The organism is Streptomyces lucensis JCM 4490 (assembly GCF_014650035.1).
GTDB lineage: Bacteria > Actinomycetota > Actinomycetes > Streptomycetales > Streptomycetaceae > Streptomyces > Streptomyces lucensis.
In genome coordinates this window covers 77,358-95,350 of the sequence record NZ_BMUE01000009.1, presented here as the reverse complement: position 1 = coordinate 95,350, position 17,993 = coordinate 77,358, and the positions used below count along the sequence as shown (strand labels likewise).

Annotated in this window: 13 protein-coding genes, 1 pseudogene and 1 riboswitch; of the genes and pseudogenes, 5 read left to right on the top strand and 9 right to left on the bottom strand. The window is 72.5% G+C overall.

Annotated features, from left to right (window positions below):
* Positions 1-87: 87 nt before the first annotated feature.
* Both IE177_RS35810 and fxsT read right to left on the bottom strand, forming a co-directional pair.
* Entirely contained in the window at positions 88-318 is a 231-nt protein-coding gene (locus IE177_RS35810; RefSeq protein ID WP_190016959.1) for a toll/interleukin-1 receptor domain-containing protein, read from the bottom strand.
* A gap of 351 nt (positions 319-669) precedes the next feature.
* Positions 670-3,360, bottom strand: coding sequence for an FxSxx-COOH system tetratricopeptide repeat protein (fxsT, locus tag IE177_RS21275; protein ID WP_190016958.1), 2,691 nt, complete (start codon positions 3,358-3,360; stop codon positions 670-672).
* 969 nt (positions 3,361-4,329) lie between these two features.
* Between fxsT and IE177_RS35105 the strand changes: the two genes are divergently transcribed.
* Complete coding sequence (locus tag IE177_RS35105) at positions 4,330-4,620, top strand: hypothetical protein (protein WP_229816193.1); 291 nt, start codon at positions 4,330-4,332, stop codon at positions 4,618-4,620.
* Between the two features lie 44 nt (positions 4,621-4,664).
* On the opposite strand, the gene IE177_RS21265 is transcribed toward IE177_RS35105, so the two are convergent.
* On the bottom strand, positions 4,665-5,645 hold the full coding sequence (locus tag IE177_RS21265) for a GlxA family transcriptional regulator (RefSeq protein WP_190016957.1): 981 nt from the start codon (positions 5,643-5,645) through the stop codon (positions 4,665-4,667).
* A complete protein-coding gene (locus IE177_RS21260) occupies positions 5,642-6,181 on the bottom strand; it encodes a cysteine hydrolase family protein (RefSeq protein WP_190016956.1) in 540 nt (179 codons plus the stop codon). Before IE177_RS21260 ends, IE177_RS21265 begins: the two co-directional genes overlap by 4 nt.
* A gap of 199 nt (positions 6,182-6,380) precedes the next feature.
* Between IE177_RS21260 and IE177_RS21255 the strand changes: the two genes are divergently transcribed.
* Positions 6,381-7,589, top strand: a complete 1,209-nt coding sequence (locus IE177_RS21255) for a phospholipase D-like domain-containing protein (protein ID WP_373305138.1) — start codon at positions 6,381-6,383, stop codon at positions 7,587-7,589.
* Between the two features lie 49 nt (positions 7,590-7,638).
* Here IE177_RS21255 and IE177_RS21250 read toward each other — a convergent pair whose 3' ends face one another.
* Positions 7,639-7,995, bottom strand: a complete 357-nt coding sequence (locus IE177_RS21250; protein WP_190016955.1) for an ArsR/SmtB family transcription factor — start codon at positions 7,993-7,995, stop codon at positions 7,639-7,641.
* A gap of 86 nt (positions 7,996-8,081) precedes the next feature.
* Positions 8,082-8,270, top strand: a riboswitch (cobalamin riboswitch).
* Positions 8,271-8,297: 27 nt separating this feature from the next.
* Here IE177_RS21250 and nicT point away from each other — a divergent pair.
* The gene (nicT, locus tag IE177_RS21245) at positions 8,298-9,407 is read left to right on the top strand and encodes a Nickel transporter NicT (RefSeq protein ID WP_190016954.1); all 1,110 of its coding nucleotides are present in this window, start codon (positions 8,298-8,300) and stop codon (positions 9,405-9,407) included.
* A 13-nt stretch (positions 9,408-9,420) separates the two neighbouring features.
* Here the strand turns inward: nicT and IE177_RS35805 are convergent.
* A pseudogene (locus IE177_RS35805) lies at positions 9,421-9,802 on the bottom strand (hypothetical protein); the annotation flags it as partial.
* Between the two features lie 352 nt (positions 9,803-10,154).
* On the opposite strand from IE177_RS35805, the gene IE177_RS21240 reads away from it, so the two are divergent.
* Complete coding sequence (locus IE177_RS21240; RefSeq protein ID WP_190016953.1) at positions 10,155-13,355, top strand: AfsR/SARP family transcriptional regulator; 3,201 nt, start codon at positions 10,155-10,157, stop codon at positions 13,353-13,355.
* Positions 13,356-13,567: 212 nt separating this feature from the next.
* On the opposite strand, the gene IE177_RS21235 is transcribed toward IE177_RS21240, so the two are convergent.
* A complete protein-coding gene (locus IE177_RS21235) occupies positions 13,568-15,265 on the bottom strand; it encodes a bifunctional 3'-5' exonuclease/DNA polymerase (protein ID WP_190016952.1) in 1,698 nt (565 codons plus the stop codon).
* A 48-nt stretch (positions 15,266-15,313) separates the two neighbouring features.
* On the bottom strand, positions 15,314-16,093 hold the full coding sequence (locus tag IE177_RS21230; RefSeq protein ID WP_190016951.1) for a Clp protease N-terminal domain-containing protein: 780 nt from the start codon (positions 16,091-16,093) through the stop codon (positions 15,314-15,316).
* Between the two features lie 151 nt (positions 16,094-16,244).
* Here IE177_RS21230 and IE177_RS21225 point away from each other — a divergent pair, with 151 nt between their 5' ends.
* A complete protein-coding gene (locus IE177_RS21225) occupies positions 16,245-17,354 on the top strand; it encodes a DUF2786 domain-containing protein (protein WP_190016950.1) in 1,110 nt (369 codons plus the stop codon).
* A 12-nt stretch (positions 17,355-17,366) separates the two neighbouring features.
* On the opposite strand, the gene IE177_RS21220 is transcribed toward IE177_RS21225, so the two are convergent.
* The gene (locus tag IE177_RS21220; protein WP_190016949.1) at positions 17,367-17,876 is read right to left on the bottom strand and encodes a DUF4232 domain-containing protein; all 510 of its coding nucleotides are present in this window, start codon (positions 17,874-17,876) and stop codon (positions 17,367-17,369) included.
* Between the last annotated feature and the right edge of the window lie 117 nt (positions 17,877-17,993).

Genomic DNA, 17,993 nt, shown 5'->3' with positions numbered 1-17,993 from the left:
GCAGTGCTCGCAGCGGGATGCGGTGGGTTGCTGACACCCCATTGGGGCAGGCGTGGGGCAGAGATCCAACCGTGCGGCGAACAGCAGCTAGGAGAATGTCTCCTGCGCGTTCCGTAATGCTGGGCGTGCTGGATGGGGTCGTCTCTGGGCAGTCCGGGCGCGGCTGGGCGGTCTCGAAGGTTCACCCCAGTCCCAGTAGTCCAACTCCACCTGGAAACCGGCATCGACCAACTGCCACGCCGCCCACTCCGCCCAGGCCCGATCCGCCCCCGCATGACTGACGAACCACGCCCCGTCATGCACTTCAACGCCGCCCATCCCCATCCCCCGAGACCAGCCACCGCACTGAACCTCCGAGCCTAGAACCCCCCACCCCCACCCGACCCGCGTTCACCCACACCCACCCACACAGCCATCAAACAGGCCAGCCTCGGGACCGCACCGACCACCGCTGAACGCTCTACTAAGGAGAACCGTGGGTGGCCCGCAAGGGCCCTGAGGTCTCAGTTGCAGTCTCAGTTGGCGCTGAATGCGGGACGGTTCGCTCTCGTCCATGGTCGTCCGGGAAGTTAGCTGACCAGGTGCTCAACTCTCCTAGCTGACACGCGTGGACGCCTCCCGACCAAGATCGGACAACTCGTAATTCGGGGATCTTCGGTGCGCTGCACATCACTGCCCGATGCCAGGGCCCTCTCGCCCTTCATCCAACTGCTCCAAGAACCTCATGGTGATCAGGGTGTCGGGGTGGTCTTTGCCCAGCACCTGCTGCTGCCGGGTCAGGGTGTCCTCGCCTAGGGTGCGGGCCTCCTGCGTGTGCCCTAGTTCCGCCAGCCGGGTGGCCAGGAGGTACGCGGTGATCAGGGTGTCGGGGTGGTCTTTGCCCAGCACCTGCTGCTGCCGGGTCAGGGTGTCCTCCTCCAGGGTGCGGGCCTCCTCTGTTCGTCCCAGTTCCGCCAGCCGGATGGCCAGGTTGGAGGCGGTGATCAGGGTGTCGGGGTGGTCTTTGCCCAGCACCTGCTGCTGCCGGGTCAGGGTGTCCTCCTCCAGGGTGCGGGCCTCCTCTGTTCGCCCCAGATCCGCCAGCCGGACGGCCACGTTGGAGGCGGTGATCAGGGTGTAGGGGTGATCTTCGCTCAGCGCCTGCCGCTGCCGAGTCAGGGTGTCCTCGTCCAGGATGCGGGCCTCCTCGATTTGCCCCAACTCCGCGAGCCGGTTGGCCAGGTTGGAGGCGCTGCGCAGGGTGTCGGGGTGGTCGTCGCCCAGAACGCGGCGGCGGCGCTGGAGGGTGTCCTCGTCCAAGGCGCGGGCCTCCTCTGTTCGCCCCAGTTCCGCCAGCCGAGCGGCCAGGTTGGAGGCGGTGATCAGGGTGTCGGGGTGGTCTTTGCCCAGCACCTGCTGCTGCCGGGTCAGGGTGTCCTCCTCCAGGATGCGGGCCTCCTCTGTTCGCCTCAGCGCTGCCAGCCGGATGGCCAGGTTGGAGGCGCTGTTCAGGGTGTCGGGGTGGTCGTCGCCCAGGAGGCGGCGGTGGCGCTGGAGGGTGTCCTCGTCCAGGGCGCGGGCACTGGCGTGGTCCTGGGTGTCGTCGTGGGCGCGGGCGAGGTATTGGGCGGTCGAGAGGGTGTCTTCGTGGTCCGGGCCGAGTTGCCGTAACCAAGTGTCGTACAGCTGCTGGAGGCGGTCTCGGGCGGTGCGGGCCTGGCCGCGGTCCAGCAGGTACCAGCAGGCGTTGCGGACCACATCCCGTCCCGCCTCGCTGGTGATGAGCGATGGGTCCACCGCGAGGAGGTGGGGAAGCAGCGCACGCCAGCCGGGCCACGTCGAGGGCTGTCCGGTGTCCCCGGGAGTAGCCGCGGTCAGGAGGGCTTCGGCGTCCCGGCCCGCCTGCTGACGCTGGCCGGGAGTGAGTTGGTCGCGCAGCACGGTCTGGGTGAGCCGGTGGAGCTGGATGGTGCCGTCCTGGACCCTCGCCAGGCTGTGCCGGGTGATGGCACGCAGCGCTGCACTGCCGGACAGGCGGGTGGCCAGGGCCTTGGCCAGGGGTGTGGAGGCGGTGTCGGGGAGGTGGCCGGCGCAGGTGGTGACGGGGAAGGGTTCGGGAGCCAGTACGGTCAGAGCGGAGAGCAGGGTGGCTGCGCCGAGGTGATCGGCTTGCAGGCGGGTGGCGGTGAGACGGACCTGCGCAGCCAGGGAGACGGGATAGCTGATGGGGCGGCCCTCTGCAAGAACCTTAGCCGTGCTCCGGGCCAGTTCGGCGGTCAGGTCGGCAGCGGATAGGCCGTAGGTAAGTAGGGCGGCGGCCTGAGCGAGGGCGAGCGGGAGGTCATCGAGAGTCCGGGCAAGGTCGTCGGCGTCGGTGTCGTCCAGGGCTGCGCCGTGGGCGTGGAGCAGGGCGATGGATTCGGCACGGGTGAAGACGTCGACATTCAGCGGGCTGGCGTGGGTTCGCCAGTGCGGGTTGCGGGAGGTGATGAGCACATGGCCGCCACCGCCCGGCAAATAGGGAAGCAGGGCGGCGGGGTCTTCGATGTTGTCGAAGACCAGCAGCCAGCGAGAGCGGGTGCGCAGCTCACCCAACAGCGCGTCCACGACGTCGGCGGAGGGTGCGCCGGCAGGCGCGGCGCCAATACGGGTGGCGAGCTGAGCCAGCTGATCAGGAATGAGGGCGGGGTCCTCGGCGGCGATCCACCAGGCCAGTTCGTACTCGCCGGCGAAGCGGTGCGCGTATTCGACGGCGAGCTGGGTCTTACCGACCCCGCCCCGTCCGTGCAGGGCCTGGACGGCCACGCGACTGCTGGCCGCCAAGGTCTCACGCAACTGGACGAGGAGGGTGTCGCGGCCGGTGAAGGAGGCGTTGCGGGCGGGCAGGTTCCACACTCGCGGCAGCGATCCGGGCAGGCGTGGCCCGCTTCCACCCAGCTGCCGCAACGCCCCGGGAAAGACCGGGGCAGCGGTCGGCCGACGCGGGCCGCTGACCGCGTCCAGCAGCACCCGGCGCGCGGCTTCCTCACTCAAATCGAACAGTTCCGGGGCATGCAGGGGGCGCAGGATCGCGGGCGAGACGACCTCGGCCACACAAACGGGAGTGATCTTCTTCTTCATCGCCACCATCGCGGTCCACTCCGGCGTGGTGAACCGCTCCGGCTCGAAGTAGGCCGGGGAGAACAACGCCAGGAACCGCCCCGCTTCCAAAGCGGCGTTCATCTTCAGGACGAAGTTGTCACCCGCACCCCAGTCCCAGTAGTCCAACTCCACCTGGAAACCGGCATCGACCAACTGCCACGCCGCCCACTCCGCCCAGGCCCGATCCGCCCCCGCATGACTGACGAACCACGCCCCGCCGGACACCCCAACTTCGCCCATCCCCATCCCCCGAGACCAGCCACCGCACTGAACCTCCGAGCCTAGAACCCCCCACCCCCACCCGGCCCGCGTTCACCCACACAAGCCCGGAAACCGGCAAGATTCGGGACCACACCGACCACGGATGACGACGGCAGGGGTTTGTGTCGTTCGCGGCTCCACTCGTCTTGTGGCTCTGCTGGCAGGGCCACACGGCGAGGTGGTGCCTGACGGGAGTGCCGGCGGGCGGCCCAGTCTCAGTTGCGGTCTCAGTTGCCGCTCGTTCCAGGGGTGTCCGCCAACGTCCATCGGGGTTGGGAAGCGCCTCCGACCAGGGGCGAACGTCGATTCGCGGACGCCGATGGACGCTCACGGAGCAAGATCGGACAACTCGTAATGCGTAGGTCTCGGGTTCGAATCCCGAAAGCGGCTCCATCCGAACCCCGGGCCGGGCGTCAGCTGGCCTGGGGTTTTGTTGTTCACCCCATACGGCGGCGACGCTGGGAACGGGCCGCGCCGCGTGGCGTCCTCGAACAGGTGGGACCGGCCCTTGACGGACCGCCGGGTCGCGCTGCCGCACCGGCGGGTACGTGGGATGACGGCTCGGGCGGCGCCACTGTCCGCGGATAGGGTGTCCGCGCATGTCGCACGACGGCCGGGGGGCCGGAGCCTCCGTGCGATGCGGGAGGGGCGCTCATGAGGATCAGGATTGTCGGGGCGGGCTGCGTCGCCCTGGCGCTGGCTGCATGTCTGGGATGTGGGAGCAGGGCGACACAAGAGCAAGCCTCGTCCGGAGACCTGCAGGGCCGGTGGTGGACGTGGGCGTCGACGGAGCCTGAACCGACGAACCCGGTCGCTGATCAGGACGGGAGCGCATGCGAGCGGAACCAGCCGCGAGACGTGTGGTTCCTGGCCGGCACTTTCGGCACCCGGGTCCAGCGGGCGTGCAGCATCCCCGAGGGGAGGCCCCTTGCCTTCCCCCTCGTGAACATGATCGGTTCGACGGCGGACTGCGCGGCCTTCATGGAAACAGCCGGGGGATCCGCCGTCCTGGACGGCACGGAAGTCGACTCGGACGCCCACCAAGCGGAGACGATCGAGATCCGAAGCGCTGCCGGCAACCCGGTCACGGGCACGCGGGGGCACTTCACCGCTACCGGATGCGGACTGTGGGTCCAGCTGCCCGGTTTGGAGGCGGGGGAGCACACCCTGACGATTCGCGGCCAGTCGGACGACTTCTCGGTCGGCGTCGACTACACGCTGACGGTGGAGGCAGCGTAGGTCTCGGGCTCGAATCCCGGAAGCGGCTCTCTGCGAGGACCAGGTCAGAAGTAGCTGGCCTGGGTTTTCTCATGCCGGTCCGGGGCGGTGCCGTGATCGTTCGCCGGGTGCTGGGCCGGGGGCCGGGAGCGCAGGCGGCGGAGCATGCGGGCGTCCTCGAAGCCGACCTCGCGGGCCGCGGACTCCACGGTCGCGCCGTGGCCGAGGAGGTGCTCGGCGCGTTCGAGGCGCAGGGCCTGCTGGTAGCGCAGGGGAGTGAGGCCGCCGGTGGCCCGGGTGAACTGGCGGGTGAGCGTGCGGGCGCTGACGCCGGCGTGCGCTGCCAGGCGGGCGAGGGGCAGGGGCTCGGCGTAGCGGGCTTCGATCAGGTCCTGGACCCGGTGGACCGTGTCGTCCACGTGGGAGCGGTGGCGGAGCATCACGCTGGCCTGGGCTTCGTTGCCGTTGCGGCGGGCGTAGATCACCATCTCCCTCGCCACCCGGGCGGCGAGGGACGGGCCGTGGCGTGCGGCCAGCAGGTGAAGGGCCAGGTCGATGCCGCTGGCGATGCCCGCGGACGTGACCACCCGGTCGTCGGTGGTGAACAGCACGTCGCGGACCACGGTCGCCCGGGGATGGCGGGCGGCCAGCTCGTCCTGGAGCTGGTGGTGCGTGGTGCAGCGGCGGCCGTCGAGCAGGCCGGCCTGGCCCAGGGCCTCCGCCCCGGCGCAGACGCTGGCGACCGTGCCGCCCGCGGCGTGGTGCGCGCGCAGCCGGTCGGCGGTGGCCGGGCTCAGCCTGACGCCGCCGCGCAGGGCGGGCGCCCGCCACCCCGGGACGACGACCAGGTCGTCGCGGCCCAGAGCGGGCCAGTCGGTCCGGGCGGCGAGCGGAAGACCCTGGGCGCTGCGCACCTGCTCCCGCTCGGCGACGTAGTCGAGGGTGTACGACGGCCCGAAGGCCGCCGCCGTGGAGAAGACCTGGGCAGGACCGGCCAGGTCGAGCAGGTGGACCTCGGGCAGCAGGACGAAGACGACGCGGGTCATGCCTCCGATGCTGCCAGCTCGGCCACGGTGGCGATCCGGGCGAAGCGGTCCCGCAGCACGGCCTTCGTGCGCTCGATGATCGCCTCGGCCCCGAGGTCGCCGATCGGGTCGGTCGTGGTCGCGTCCGCCACGAAGACGACTTCGTATCCGAGGTCGCTGCCGACCCGGGCGGTGGTCTCGACGCACTGCTCGGTACGGATGCCGCACACCCACAGTTCGCCGATGCCGGCCTCGGTCAGCCGCTGCTGGAGGTTGGTGGTGGTGAACGCGTTGTGCGAGGTCTTGTGCACCACCGGCTCCCCCGGCAGCGGCTGCTCCAGCTCCTCCAGCAGCCGCACGTGCCCCAGGGCGGGGTCGAAGACGCCCCCGCTGCCGGGCTCGGTGTGCAGCACCCAGATCACCTGGTCACCGTTGTCCCGTGCCAGGCGCACCAGCCGGTTCACCGGCTCGGCGATGTGCGGATTGGCGATCCGGTCCCACAGGGGCCGGGCACGGAACGACTCCTGGACATCTATGACGATCAGTGCTCGCTTCATGTCCCCCATTCTGACCAGCGGTTCCGCCGTCCGACAGGCATGAACGGGGCCGTAGCCGGAACGATCCGGTCAGCTGGTTCGGTGGTCGCCCGGGCGATCCGCCGACGTCCGGGAGTGCGGAAGTGACCGCCGGGCATGTTGCTCCTCGGGGCTCCGACGGCCCGCAACGATCCGTCCTCATGGTCCAACGGGAGACACGGTGATCCTCGACGGCATACCGGCGGCGCCCGGTCGTGGCATCGCACCCGACGCGGCGGCCCGCAAGCAGCGGCTGCGCCGCCGCCTGGAGCGGCTGATCGGCGTGGCCGCTACCGAGGGCAACGAGCTGGTCCCGCTGCGCAACGGCGACGAGATCTTCCCCGCGATGCTCGGGGCCATCCGCTCGGCCCGGTACACGATCGACATGATGACGTTCGTGTACTGGCGGGGTCAGATCGCCCGGGACTTCGCCCACGCCCTCGCGGACCGCGCGCGGGCGGGGGTGCGGGTCCGGCTGCTGCTGGACGGGTTCGGCGCCAAGGAGATCGAGCGGGGGCTGCTGGACGTCATGGACGCCGCGGGTGTGCAGGTGGCCTGGTTCCGCAAGCCCGTCTGGCTGTCGCCGTTCAAGCAGAACCACCGCTGCCACCGCAAGGCCCTCGTCGTCGACGAGCACACCGCGTTCACGGGCGGCGTCGGCATCGCGGAGGAATGGTGCGGCGACGCCCGCAGGCCCGAGGAGTGGCGCGACACCCACGTCCAGGTCCGCGGGCCCGCCGTGGACGGCATAGCCGCCGCGTTCGCCCAGAACTGGGCCGAGTGCCACGACGAACTCTTCGACGACCGCGACCGTTTCACCGAGCACGCGCAGGCCGGTTCGTCGGTCGTCCAGGTCGTGCGCGGCTCGGCCAGCATCGGCTGGCAGGACATGCAGACCCTCATCCGGGTCATGCTCACCTCCGCCGAGGAGCGCTTCCGCCTCGCCACCGCCTACTTCGCCCCCGACGACTACTTCATCGACCTGCTGTGCCGCACCGCCCGGCGAGGGGTGCGCGTGGAGATCCTGCTCCCCGGTCCGCACACCGACCAGCGGGCCTGCCAGCTCGCGGGCCAGCAGCACTACACGCGGCTGCTGGAGGCGGGCGTGCACATCCGCCAGTACCAGCCCACCATGATGCACGCCAAGATCATCACCGTGGACTCGGTCGCCGCCCTGATCGGCTCCACCAACTTCAACCGCCGCTCCATGGACCACGACGAAGAGGTCATGCTCGCCGTCCTGGACGAGGACTTCACCGGCGCCCTCGACCGCGACTACGACGCGGACCTCGAACGCAGCGTGGACATCGACCTCGCCCGCTGGAGACGGCGGGCGCTGTTCCAGCGCGTCAAGGAAGCCGCCGTCACCCCCATCCGGCGGTTCCTGTAGGCGCCGAGCACGGGGAACCGGAACACGGGATGGGGCCGCACGAACCGCGTCAGCGCGGCGGCACGCAGTGTCTCAGCAGCTCGGAGACCGACGCGTCGACGAGCCGGTAGCGCACCACCCGGCCCTCCTTCTCGCCCTCGACGACGCCCGCCGTGCGCAGCAGGCGCAGCGCCTGGGAGACCGCCGTGTCCCGCATCCCGGTGGCCACGGCGAGGTCGGAGACGGCGATGGGTCCGGCCTCGTGGAGGGCCAGCAGCAGTGACAGGCGCCCGGGGTCGGAGAGCAGGGAGAAGCGGTCCGCCCAGGCGCGTACCCGCTCGGGTTCGCCTACGGCGGCGATGGCGTCACACACCCGGTGGCCGTCGATGGTGCGCTGCCCGGCACGTTCCGCGGGAACGAGATGCATGGCCCCATCATCGCAGCCGGCACCCGCGGGCTCCATACCTGTTCAGCTGTGCAGCCTTGCAACCTTGCAGCCGAGGGTCGCGCCTTCTAGGGTGGACGGGCCGTGGTGTTCGGGAAGACCGGTGAAAGCCCTCGAAGGGTTCAGTCCGGAGCGGCCCTCGCCACTGTGATCGGGAAGTTCCCGCCCCCTGAACGCCACTGGCCGCACGGCCGGGAAGGCAGGGGCGGGCGCGTCGACCCGTCAGCCAGGAGACCGGCCACGGCATCACGAAGCTGATCCACGAGGTGCTGGAGCGTGACCGTATGACCGTGTCCGAAGGCGTGCCCGAGACCGCCGCCGCGCCGCCCTTCCGCTGGCGCCGCGAGGACACCGTACGGACCGCCGGTCTCCTGGCCGTGATCGTCGCCCTGCACGTGGTCGCGTTCGGGATCCTCTTCCTGCTGGTGATACCGCGTCACTACGAGGTCGGCACCAAGGCGTTCGGCATCGGCCTCGGGGTCACGGCGTACACGCTCGGCATGCGGCACGCCTTCGACGCGGACCACATAGCGGCGATCGACAACACGACCCGCAAGCTGATGGCCGACGGGCAGCGGCCGGTGTCGGTGGGCTTCTGGTTCGCGCTGGGGCACTCCAGCGTGGTGGTCGTCATGGCCGCGCTGGTCGCCGGCGGCGCGAAGCTCGCCGGCACCCTGATGGACGACGGCTCCCGCACCCACCAGGTCCTGGGCACCGTCGGCACCACGGTCTCCGGCAGCTTCCTGTACCTCATCGCCGCCCTCAACCTCGTCGCGCTCTTCGGCATCCTGCGCGTCTTCAGGGCGATGCGCGCCGGCCGTTTCGACGAGGCGGAGCTGGAGGCCCACCTCGACTCGCGCGGCTTCATGAACCGTGTCCTCGGCCGGCTCACCAGGTCCGTCCGCCGGCCCGGCCAGATGTTCCCCCTCGGATTCCTCTTCGGCATCGGCTTCGACACCACGACGGAGGTCCTGCTCCTCGCCCTGGCCGGCAACGGCGCCGCCGCCGGGCTGCCGTGGTACGCGGTGCTGTGCCTGCCGCTGCTGTTCGCGGCCGGCATGAGCCTGTTCGACACCCTCGACGGCACGTTCATGAACTTCGCCTACCAGTGGGCCTTCTCCAACCCGGTGCGGAAGGTGTTCTACAACCTCACCATCACCGGACTGTCCATCGCCGTCGCGTTCTTCGTCGGCACGATCGAGCTGGTCGGCGTCCTGCACGACAAGCTCGGCCTGCACGACGGGGTCACCGACCGGATCGCGGCCCTGGACCTGGACAACGTCGGTTACGTGATCGTCGGCCTGTTCGTGGTCGTCTGGGCCGTGGCCGTGGGGTACTGGCGCCTCGCCAGGGTCGAGGAGCGCTGGACCGCCCGCGCCGCGGACACCGGATGAGGAAGGCGCGGACCTCGGCGGGCCAGTCACCGGCCTCGGCCAGCATCACCATGCGCAGCGCGTGCCCGCCGCCGAGGAACCCGGTGACCCGTCCGCCGCGCAGGGGATCGGACTTCCCGACCCGGGGCACGCTGCACGACGACGTCCACGTCGCCGTACTCCCGCAGCCGCGCGAGGGCGACGTTCCGGCCGCCCGGGCAGCCCAGGTTCTCGTCGACGTCGACGGTGGTGACCTTGCCGGGCCGTGGGAGGACAGACGTCGAAAGGATGGCGGGACGAAGTGCCGGAAGGTGCGAAGTCGGGAGGGGTTCCCGGAAGGGGGAGGCGTTGAAGGCGGGACGGGACCCCGGCGAGGGAGGTGCCGAAGGAGGCGGGACAGAGCCCCGGTCGTTCACCTCCGCCGACCGGGGCCCCTCTGTGCCCCCGGATCTGGCCTGCGGCGACACTCCCCCGAGTTACGCGACATGCGCGCGCGCCGTCGAGCCAGATCCGATGGAATGATCAGATCAGGATCCGCCAACGAATCGCTAACATGTGGCCAACGGTTCGACGGCGGACCGTGGACCGGTTGGCCGGAAGTCGCCCGGCGGTCACGGGAACAGGCCGCCGCGCGGGCGGGTTCCCGGTCCGGACCGGCAAGCAGAAGGTGGCGGGAAACCGTTGTGTGCAGGGCGGGAATCCGCCAGAGAACGGCGGGTGGACACTCACCGCGGAGCGGGTTCGGCAAGGGAAGGCAGTGGTAGCGGCGTGAAGCAGCGGTACGAGCTGCGGTTCGGACTGCTGGGGCCGCCGGTCCTCTACGATCGACCGCCGTACGGTATTTCGTACGAATCCGGGGGCGACGTTCCCGCGAAGACCTCCGCCGGCACATCCGACGACACCTCCGACGACGGGGTGCACGCCATCGGCAGCCCCAAGGTGCGTGCCCTGCTCGCCGCCCTTCTGCTGGAGCACGGCCGGATCGTGTCGGTGGACTCGCTGAAGGACGCCCTGTGGGGCGGAGCGCCGCCCGTCTCCGCGCAGGCCTCACTGCACAACCATGTCACCCGGCTGCGCCGGCTCCTCGACGACCCCGAGCGGCTCAGGACCGTGCCGCCGGGCTACGCCCTCCGCGTCGACCAGGGCGAGCTGGACGTGCACGTGTTCGACGAGCGGGTGGCCGAGGCGCGCGCCGCGCACGCCCGCGGGGACTGGCCGGACGTCGTACGGGCCTGTACGGCCGCGCTCTCGCTGTGGCGCGGCACGCCGCTCGGCGGGCTCCCGGCCGACTTCGGCGGCTACGCCCTCGTGCAACGGCTGGAGGAGGCGAGGCTGTTCGCGCTGGAGTGGCGATACGACGCCGAACTCGCCCTCGGTGGAGCCCGGGTGGCCGCGCTCGTGCCCGAACTGACGGCCCTTGTCGCCGAGTTCCCGCTGCGGGAGGCCTTCCACCGCCAGCTCATGCTCGCCCTGCACCGCACCGGCCGCCAGGCCGAGGCCCTGGCCGTCCACCGCGACCTGCGCGTCCGCCTGGTCGAGGAACTCGGCATCGAGCCCGGACCCGCGGTCCGGGAAGCGCATGTCGAGGTGCTGCGGGGGAGCGGCGAGGGGCGGCAGCAGGAGGAGGAGACGCACCGCGACCAGCGGCGAGCCGCCGGGGACGAGGCGCCACGACGGCCCGGCGCCGGCGGGCACGGGGACGCCGCCGGTGCGACGGCACCCTCCGCGTCCCCGGAGGACGGCGGGCCGGCTCCGCGGTGGGCCCCGCGCCCTGCCCAGCTCCCCGCTCCTCCGGCCCACTTCACCGGCCGCGCCGACGCACGCCGGGAGCTGCGCGGCGTGCTGACCGAACCGCCCGCACCGGCCCCCGCCGTCGCCGTCATCAGCGGCATGGCGGGTGTCGGCAAGAGCGCGCTGGCCCTGCACGCCGCCCACGAACTGCGGGACCGGTTCCCCGACGGCCAGCTCTACGTCGACCTGCACGGCGCCACCCCCTGCATGGCCCCGCTCACCGCCGCGCAGGCACTGACCGCGCTGCTGCGGGACCTCGGCACCGACGCCCGCAGCATCCCCGAACACCCGGACGCCGCCGCCGCGTTGCTGCGCTCGCTGCTGGCCCCGGCCCGCGTCCTGCTGGTGCTGGACGACGCCGCCAGCGCGGCGCAGGTACGTCCCCTGCTCCCGGCCGGACCCGGCTGCGCGGTGATCGTCACCAGCCGCTCACCGCTGACCGCCCTTGACGGCGCCCGGCGCTTTCCGCTCGACCCGCTGACGAGCGAGGACAGCGCGGCCCTGCTGCGCGCCGTGAGCGGCCGCGAGGGGCTGGACGCCGACCACGCCCTGGTCGAGCTGACCGGCAGGCTCCCGCTCGCCCTGCGCGTCGTCGCCGCCCGGCTGGCGGCCCGCCGCGCGCTCACCCCGGAGGTGCTGGCCGGGCAACTGGCCGACACCGGGAGCCGGCTGCACCACCTGGAGTACGACGACCTGAGCGTCCGGCGCTCCCTGGCCGTCGCCCACGACGCGCTCGCCGCCGCCGACCGCCAGGCCGACCGGGACGCGGCCCTCGCCCTGCGCCGGATCGGCGCGCTCGACCTGCCGACCTACGGGTCCATGCTCATCGCCCGCCTCAGCGGCATCGACGAGCACCGGGCCGAGGCGGCCCTGGACCGCCTGGTCGACGTGGCCCTGCTGGAGGAGACGGCGTACGGCCGGTACGCCCCCCACGACCTGGTCCGCGACTTCGCCCGCGAACTGGCCGAGCGCGCCCCGGGCCCCGCCGCGGGCGAGGACCCCGGCGGCGCCGCCACGGACCGCGGCCAGGCCGCTTCCGCCGCCGGCGTCCCGGAGCTGATCGCCCTGCGCTGGTACGCCGCCGTCGCCGAGCGCGTGATGCTGGCGGTCGTCGAGCCGGGGCTCGACCAGGAGGACCGGCGCCGGCCCACCTCCGCGCAGCCCGCGGAGCACGCCGAGGAGGTGGTGGCCCTGCCGGTCTTCGAGTCCGCCGAGCAGGCCTTCGCGTGGGGCGACATGGAGCTGGAGAACGTCGTCGCCCTGGTGGCCCGGAACGCCGGCACGGACGACATGCGCCGGTCCGCCCATCTCTCGGTGCTCGTACGGCTGCTCTTCCCGTACGCGCAGCGCGGCGGACGGGTCGCCGAGATGGAGGTCCTGGGGCAGGCCGGGCTGCTGGCGGCGCGCCGGCTCGGCGACGCGGCGGCCGAGGCGTACGCGCTCGGCGACCTGGCGGGCCTGCACTTCCTGACCGGCCGGCACAACCACGCGCTGGCCCTGTCCGACCAGGCCCTGGAGATCTGGCGGCGGCTGGACAGGGTGTCCCGGATCCGGCGCTGCCTGAACAACCGCGGGCTGCTGCTGGAAGGGCTGGGCCGGTACGAGGAGTCGGGGGAGGCGCTGCGGCAGAGCCTCGGGTATTCGCGGCAGCTGAACGACCCCTACGGCGAGGCCGTCACCCACAGCCATCTCGGCAACCTGTACGAGCACACCGACCCGCGCGCCGCCATCGAGCAGCACCGGCGTTCGCTGGCGATCGGGGACGCGATCGGCGCCGTCATCGTGCAGCACTCGGCGCACTGCAACATCGGCTACGCCCAGCTCACCCTCGGCGAACCGGCCGCCGCCGCCCGGCACTTCGAGGAGAGCCTGCGGATCCTGGGCGACCACGGCGACTGGCACGGCGAGGCCCAGACCCGGCTCGGTCTGGTCCGCGCGCTGCGGGCCCTCGGGGAGCGGGAGCGAGCGACCGGGGAGTGCGTGGAGCTGCTGCGCCGGGCGGACGCCCGCGCCGACCGGTACATGGGCGGCCTCGCCCGGCACCAGCACGGGCTGCTGCTGCGCGAACAGGGCCGGCCGGCGCAGGCGTACGACACCTGGCGCGCGGCCCTCGCGGCGCTGGACGGCACGGACGCGCAGGTGGTGATGGAGGAGCTGCGGGCCCTCCTGGACAGCTAGTGCTGTGACCGGAAAGGTTCACCGGCTCGCGACGCCCGGCACGGCACCTCGCCGCGTTGTCGCATCACCCGAGTACATCCAGTGCGCGCATGATGCTCCGCCTTGCGACGCTCCCCCACTGCCCGAAAGGCGTGGGAGGTACCCCCAGCACCGGACGCCGCGAGCTTCCCGGCAAACCTTCCCGGCCACAGCACTAGCCGGGCGCCCCCGGCTCACTTGGCGTCGGCGTAGCACTCGACCACGGCCGTCGTGAACGGGAACCGCACCGGAGTGTCGCCGAAGGTCAGCCGTCCGGCGAGGCCGGCGCAGTCGCGGATGGCCTGGACTACGGTGTCGGCCTCCTCGGCGGGACAGTGCACGATCACCTCGTCGTGCTGGAAGAAGACCAGCTCGGCCCTGAGCCCCGCGCAGGCCTGGCGCAGCGCGGCGAGCAGCAGCAGGGCCCAGTCGGCGGCGCTGCCCTGGACGACGAAGTTCCGCGCGAAACGGCCCCGCGCGCGGGAGTCGGTGGAGGCGTAGCCGGGGACCCAGCCCTGGCCGTCGGCCTGCGTGCCGGTGTCGTCCTCGCCGAGGGGGATGCCCGCCTCCTCCGTGGCGTCCTCTGCGGCGCCGGCGGCCGGCGGACAGGTCCGGCCCAGCCAGGTGCGCACCAGGCGCCCCTCCTCACCGGCTCGCGCCGCCTCGTCGACGTAGGCCACCGCCTTGGGGAAGCGGCGGCGCAGTGCCGCGAGGTTCTTCAGGCCGTCGCCGGAGGTCTGGCCGTAGACCGCGCCGAGCACGGCGAGCTTGGCCTGGTCGCGGTCGCCGGAGAAGGCCCGGTCGGAGACGGCCTGGTACAGGTCGCTCGCCCGGCCGGCCACCTCCATCAGGCCGGGATCGCGGGAGATGGCGGCCAGTACGCGGGGCTCCATCTGGTCGGCGTCGGCCACCACCAGCCGCCAGCCGGGGTCGGCGACGACGGCCCGCCGGATCACCTTGGGGATCTGCAGGGCGCCCCCGCCGTTGGTCACCCAGCGGCCGGTGACCGTACCGCCGGCGAGGAACTCGGGCCGGAAGCGGCCGTCGCGCACCCAGTCCTGCAGCCAGGACCAGCCGTGCGCCACCCAGATGCGGTACAGCTTCTTGTACTCGAGCAGCGGCGCGACGGCCGGGTGGTCGACGGACCGGAGCTCCCAGCGGCGGGTCGACCGCACCTTGATGCCGGCCTGCGCGAAGGCCTTGACGACGTCGGCGGGCAGGTCCGGGCGCACCCGGCGGCCGAAGGCGGCGGACACCTCGTCGGCCAGCTCGGCGAGGCGGCGCGGCTCGCCCCCGCCCGCGTACCGCTCGCCGAGCAGGTCGTGCAGCAGCTCGCGGTGGACCCCCGAGCTCCAGGGCAGGCCCGCGCGGTTCATCTCGGCGGCCACCAGCATGCCGGCGGACTCGGCGGCGGTCAGCAGCCGCATGCGGTCCGGGTGCGCGGTCAGCCGGTGCCGTCGCTGCTGGTCGGCGTAGACCTCGAGGAGGTCGCCGAGCGGCACATGGGCGCCGGCCGGTTCGAACAGCGGGGACTGGGCGCCCGGCGCGGCCGGGCGCTGCGGCGGGTCGGGCGGTACGGGGCCGCCGCGGAGGCGGGCCAGGGCGGCGGCGGCCGAGCGCGGCTCGCCGTACCGGCCCTCGTGGCCCAGCAGGAGTGTCTCGGCGTCCTCGATGTCGTAGCACCGCTCCACTCGCACCCCCGTGGCGAGCAGACGCGGATAGACATCGGGGGTCGACCGCCACACCCAGCGCGTCACCTCCGGGCGGCTCCGCACCGCCCCGGCGAGATCGCTCTCCCGCCGCACCGGCCCGGCGGGCAGCCCGTCCGGGCCGAGGGGGGCGACGTCCACGCCACCGTCCTCGGCCGGTGCGAGTGCCCACCGGTCGGTCATGACTGCGAGTGTGGCAGGGGGGTCTGACAATGCGCCCGACCTGCGGATTCACTCTCCGGTGGGCTCGGTGGGGGCCGTCGCCGACTCCGCGGCCGCCGCCGCTTCGCGCTTCTGCTCCAGCAGCAGGGCCAGCACCCTGCCGACGTACTCCTCGGTCGCCGCCTTGGTGATGCCGAGGCCGCTGAGGACGCCCTGGCCGTTCTCGTGCTCCAGCAGGGCCAGCAGGACGTGCTCGGTGCCGATGTAGTTGTGACCGAGCCTGAGGGCCTCGCGGAAGGTGAGCTCCAGGACCTTCTTCGCCTCGGTCCCGTAGGGGATCAGGTCGGGGACGTCGTCGGCCGCGGGCGGGAGCGCGGCGGTGGCGGCCTGCCGGACGGTGTCCAGGACGGTGCCCTGCGCGGTGATCGCCTTCGCCGCCAGTCCCTCCGGCTCGGCCAGCAGCCCGAGGACCAGGTGTTCTGGCCGGCCCTCGGGGTTGCGGGCGGCCACCGCCTCGCTGTGCGCGGCCATGACCACGTTGCGCGCGCGGGGTGTGTAGCGGCTGAAGCCCTGGCTGAGGTCGAGGTCGGCGGACTCCTTCGGCACGAACCGCTTCTGGGCCGCCTGCCGGGTGACGCCCATGCTCCTGCCGATGTCGGTCCAGGAAGCGCCCGACCGGCGGGCCTGGTCCACGAAGTGGCCGATCAGGTGGTCGGCCACGTCTCCGAGGTGGTCGGCCGCGATGACCGCGTCCTGGAGCTGGTCGAGCGGTTCGGTGTGAACCTTCTTGATCGCCTCGATGAGGTCGTCGAGGCGCACGGATGCCGTGATGTTCCCGTTGGTCGCCATGTGTCAACCGTAGGTTGCGCCCTCCCTACTGTCAACCATCGGTTGACAATAGGGAGGGCGCAGCGAGCCCGGGCCCCTGCGGAAGGCTCGTTGTCCACAGCCTGTGGACACCCTTCGCGAGCTGTCAGCGGGTCGTGGCACGATCGACGGCGTGACCAGCACCGCCAGTACCGTCGAGCGGGCCTTCGGGGCCGCCCTCTACGACGACACCGACACCGGCCTCGACACGGGCGCCTCCCTGCTCGCCGCCGACGCCGCGGCGGACGCCGAACTCGCACGGCGCGGGGAGGATTTCATCGCGACGGCGTGGCGGCGCGGCTGGCAGCCGGCGGACGTCGTACGGCTGGTGCGGCGCGAGCTGGACGAGGCGCACGCGTGCCTGGCCGCGGCGCTGATCCGGGCGCAGGCCGGACGGGACCGCGCGCGCGGGCGCCGCTGGGCCGCCCAGCTGGAGGCGCTGCCCCAGGGGGCCGCGCGCGGCGCCGACCGGTTCACGCACGCCACCACCGTCCTGGAGCTGTACCGCCTGCTGCTGCGCCTGCCGGCCCTGGAGCCGCTGGAGGACGAGCCGGGCCGCGCGCCCGCTCCCGCCGCCTCCCGCATGCTCACCCGCATCCGCGCGCTGCTCGCCAAGGCCGAGGCGACCGGCTATCCCGAGGAGGCGGAGGCGCTCAGCGCCAAGGCGCAGGAGCTGATGGCGCGGCACAGCGTCGACGAGGCGCTGCTCGCCGCGCGGGCGCCCGCACCGGACGCCCCCGGCGCCTGCCGGATCGGGATCGAGCCGCCGTACGAACACGCCAAGGCGGTGCTGCTGGACGCCGTGGCGGGCGCCAACCACTGCCGCGCGGTGTGGAACGAAGCGCTCGGCTTCTCCACGGTCGTCGGCTTCGAGGCGGACCTGGAGGCGGTCGAGCTGCTCCACACCTCGCTGCTGGTGCAGGCGACGCACGCGATGACCAGGGCGGAAGCGGCCCAGAGAGCCGGCGGGCGGAAGCGGACCAAGACCTTCCGCCAGTCGTTCCTTGCGGCCTACGCCCACCGCGTGGGCGACCGGCTCGCCACCGCCGCCGGCACCCAGGCCACCGAGGACCTGCTGCCGGTGCTGGCCACCCGGGCCATAGCCGTGACCGGCCGCCTGGAGCGCATGTTCCCGCAGACCACCACCACCCGGCTGCGCGGCGTGACCGACGCGGCGGGGTGGGCGGAGGGCGCGGCGGCGGCCGACCGGGCCCAGGTCGAGAACCGGCACCGGCTGCCCTGAGGCCGCTCCGCCTCAGTCCCCGACCTGCTGGAAGGCGCTGACGGCGGCGTCGGGTCCGGTGCCCTTGAGGGCGACGGGGCCGTACGACCACGGGAAGCTGCGGATGTCGTCCGAGCCGGGCAGGCCGACCTTCACCGTCTTCGCCGCCAGGCTCCCCTTGTCGCCCTCCTTGCCGCGCACGTAGCTGATGGTGAAGGACGCCGAGTCGCCCTTGGCGAGCCTCAGCTTCTGGGCCTTGGCGCCGTGGAGCACGGGCACCTTGTGCGCGCCGCCGCCGTCGTTCATCACGACGCCCGGGAAGTGGTCCAGCGTGCACGGGGCGCTCTGGTTGGTGATGCTGACGGGCACCTCGCCGGTGTCGCCGGCGGCCGGGGCCACGCTCGCCGACCCGATCTGCACCGATACACCGCCGATCTCACAGGCCGAGCTGTTCTTGCCGGTGCTCTTGCCCCCGCCGCCGCCGCAGGCGGCGAGGAGCAGGGTGGCGGCGAGGGCGGTGACGGTGAGCGGAAGAGCGCGCATGAGCTGGTCCCCATCGAGGTCGTGACGGTGCCCCTGCATCATGGCGCGTGCGCGGCGGCCGTGCCCGCGCGGCCCTCCCGGTTCACCGCTTCCGGTGTACCCGTCGTGAGTCCGGCG

What these genes read in the sequence shown, in the direction of transcription:
- IE177_RS35810 (WP_190016959.1), bottom strand. Translation starts at nt 318, where the DNA reads ATGGGCGGCGTTGAAGTGCATGACGGGGCGTGGTTCGTCAGTCATGCG.
- fxsT (WP_190016958.1), bottom strand. Translation starts at nt 3,360, where the DNA reads ATGGGCGAAGTTGGGGTGTCCGGCGGGGCGTGGTTCGTCAGTCATGCG.
- IE177_RS35105 (WP_229816193.1), top strand. Translation starts at nt 4,330, where the DNA reads ATGATCGGTTCGACGGCGGACTGCGCGGCCTTCATGGAAACAGCCGGG.
- IE177_RS21265 (WP_190016957.1), bottom strand. Translation starts at nt 5,645, where the DNA reads ATGACCCGCGTCGTCTTCGTCCTGCTGCCCGAGGTCCACCTGCTCGAC.
- IE177_RS21260 (WP_190016956.1), bottom strand. Translation starts at nt 6,181, where the DNA reads ATGAAGCGAGCACTGATCGTCATAGATGTCCAGGAGTCGTTCCGTGCC.
- IE177_RS21250 (WP_190016955.1), bottom strand. Translation starts at nt 7,995, where the DNA reads ATGCATCTCGTTCCCGCGGAACGTGCCGGGCAGCGCACCATCGACGGC.
- nicT (WP_190016954.1), top strand. Translation starts at nt 8,298, where the DNA reads ATGACCGTGTCCGAAGGCGTGCCCGAGACCGCCGCCGCGCCGCCCTTC.
- IE177_RS21235 (WP_190016952.1), bottom strand. Translation starts at nt 15,265, where the DNA reads ATGACCGACCGGTGGGCACTCGCACCGGCCGAGGACGGTGGCGTGGAC.
- IE177_RS21230 (WP_190016951.1), bottom strand. Translation starts at nt 16,093, where the DNA reads ATGGCGACCAACGGGAACATCACGGCATCCGTGCGCCTCGACGACCTC.
- IE177_RS21220 (WP_190016949.1), bottom strand. Translation starts at nt 17,876, where the DNA reads ATGCGCGCTCTTCCGCTCACCGTCACCGCCCTCGCCGCCACCCTGCTC.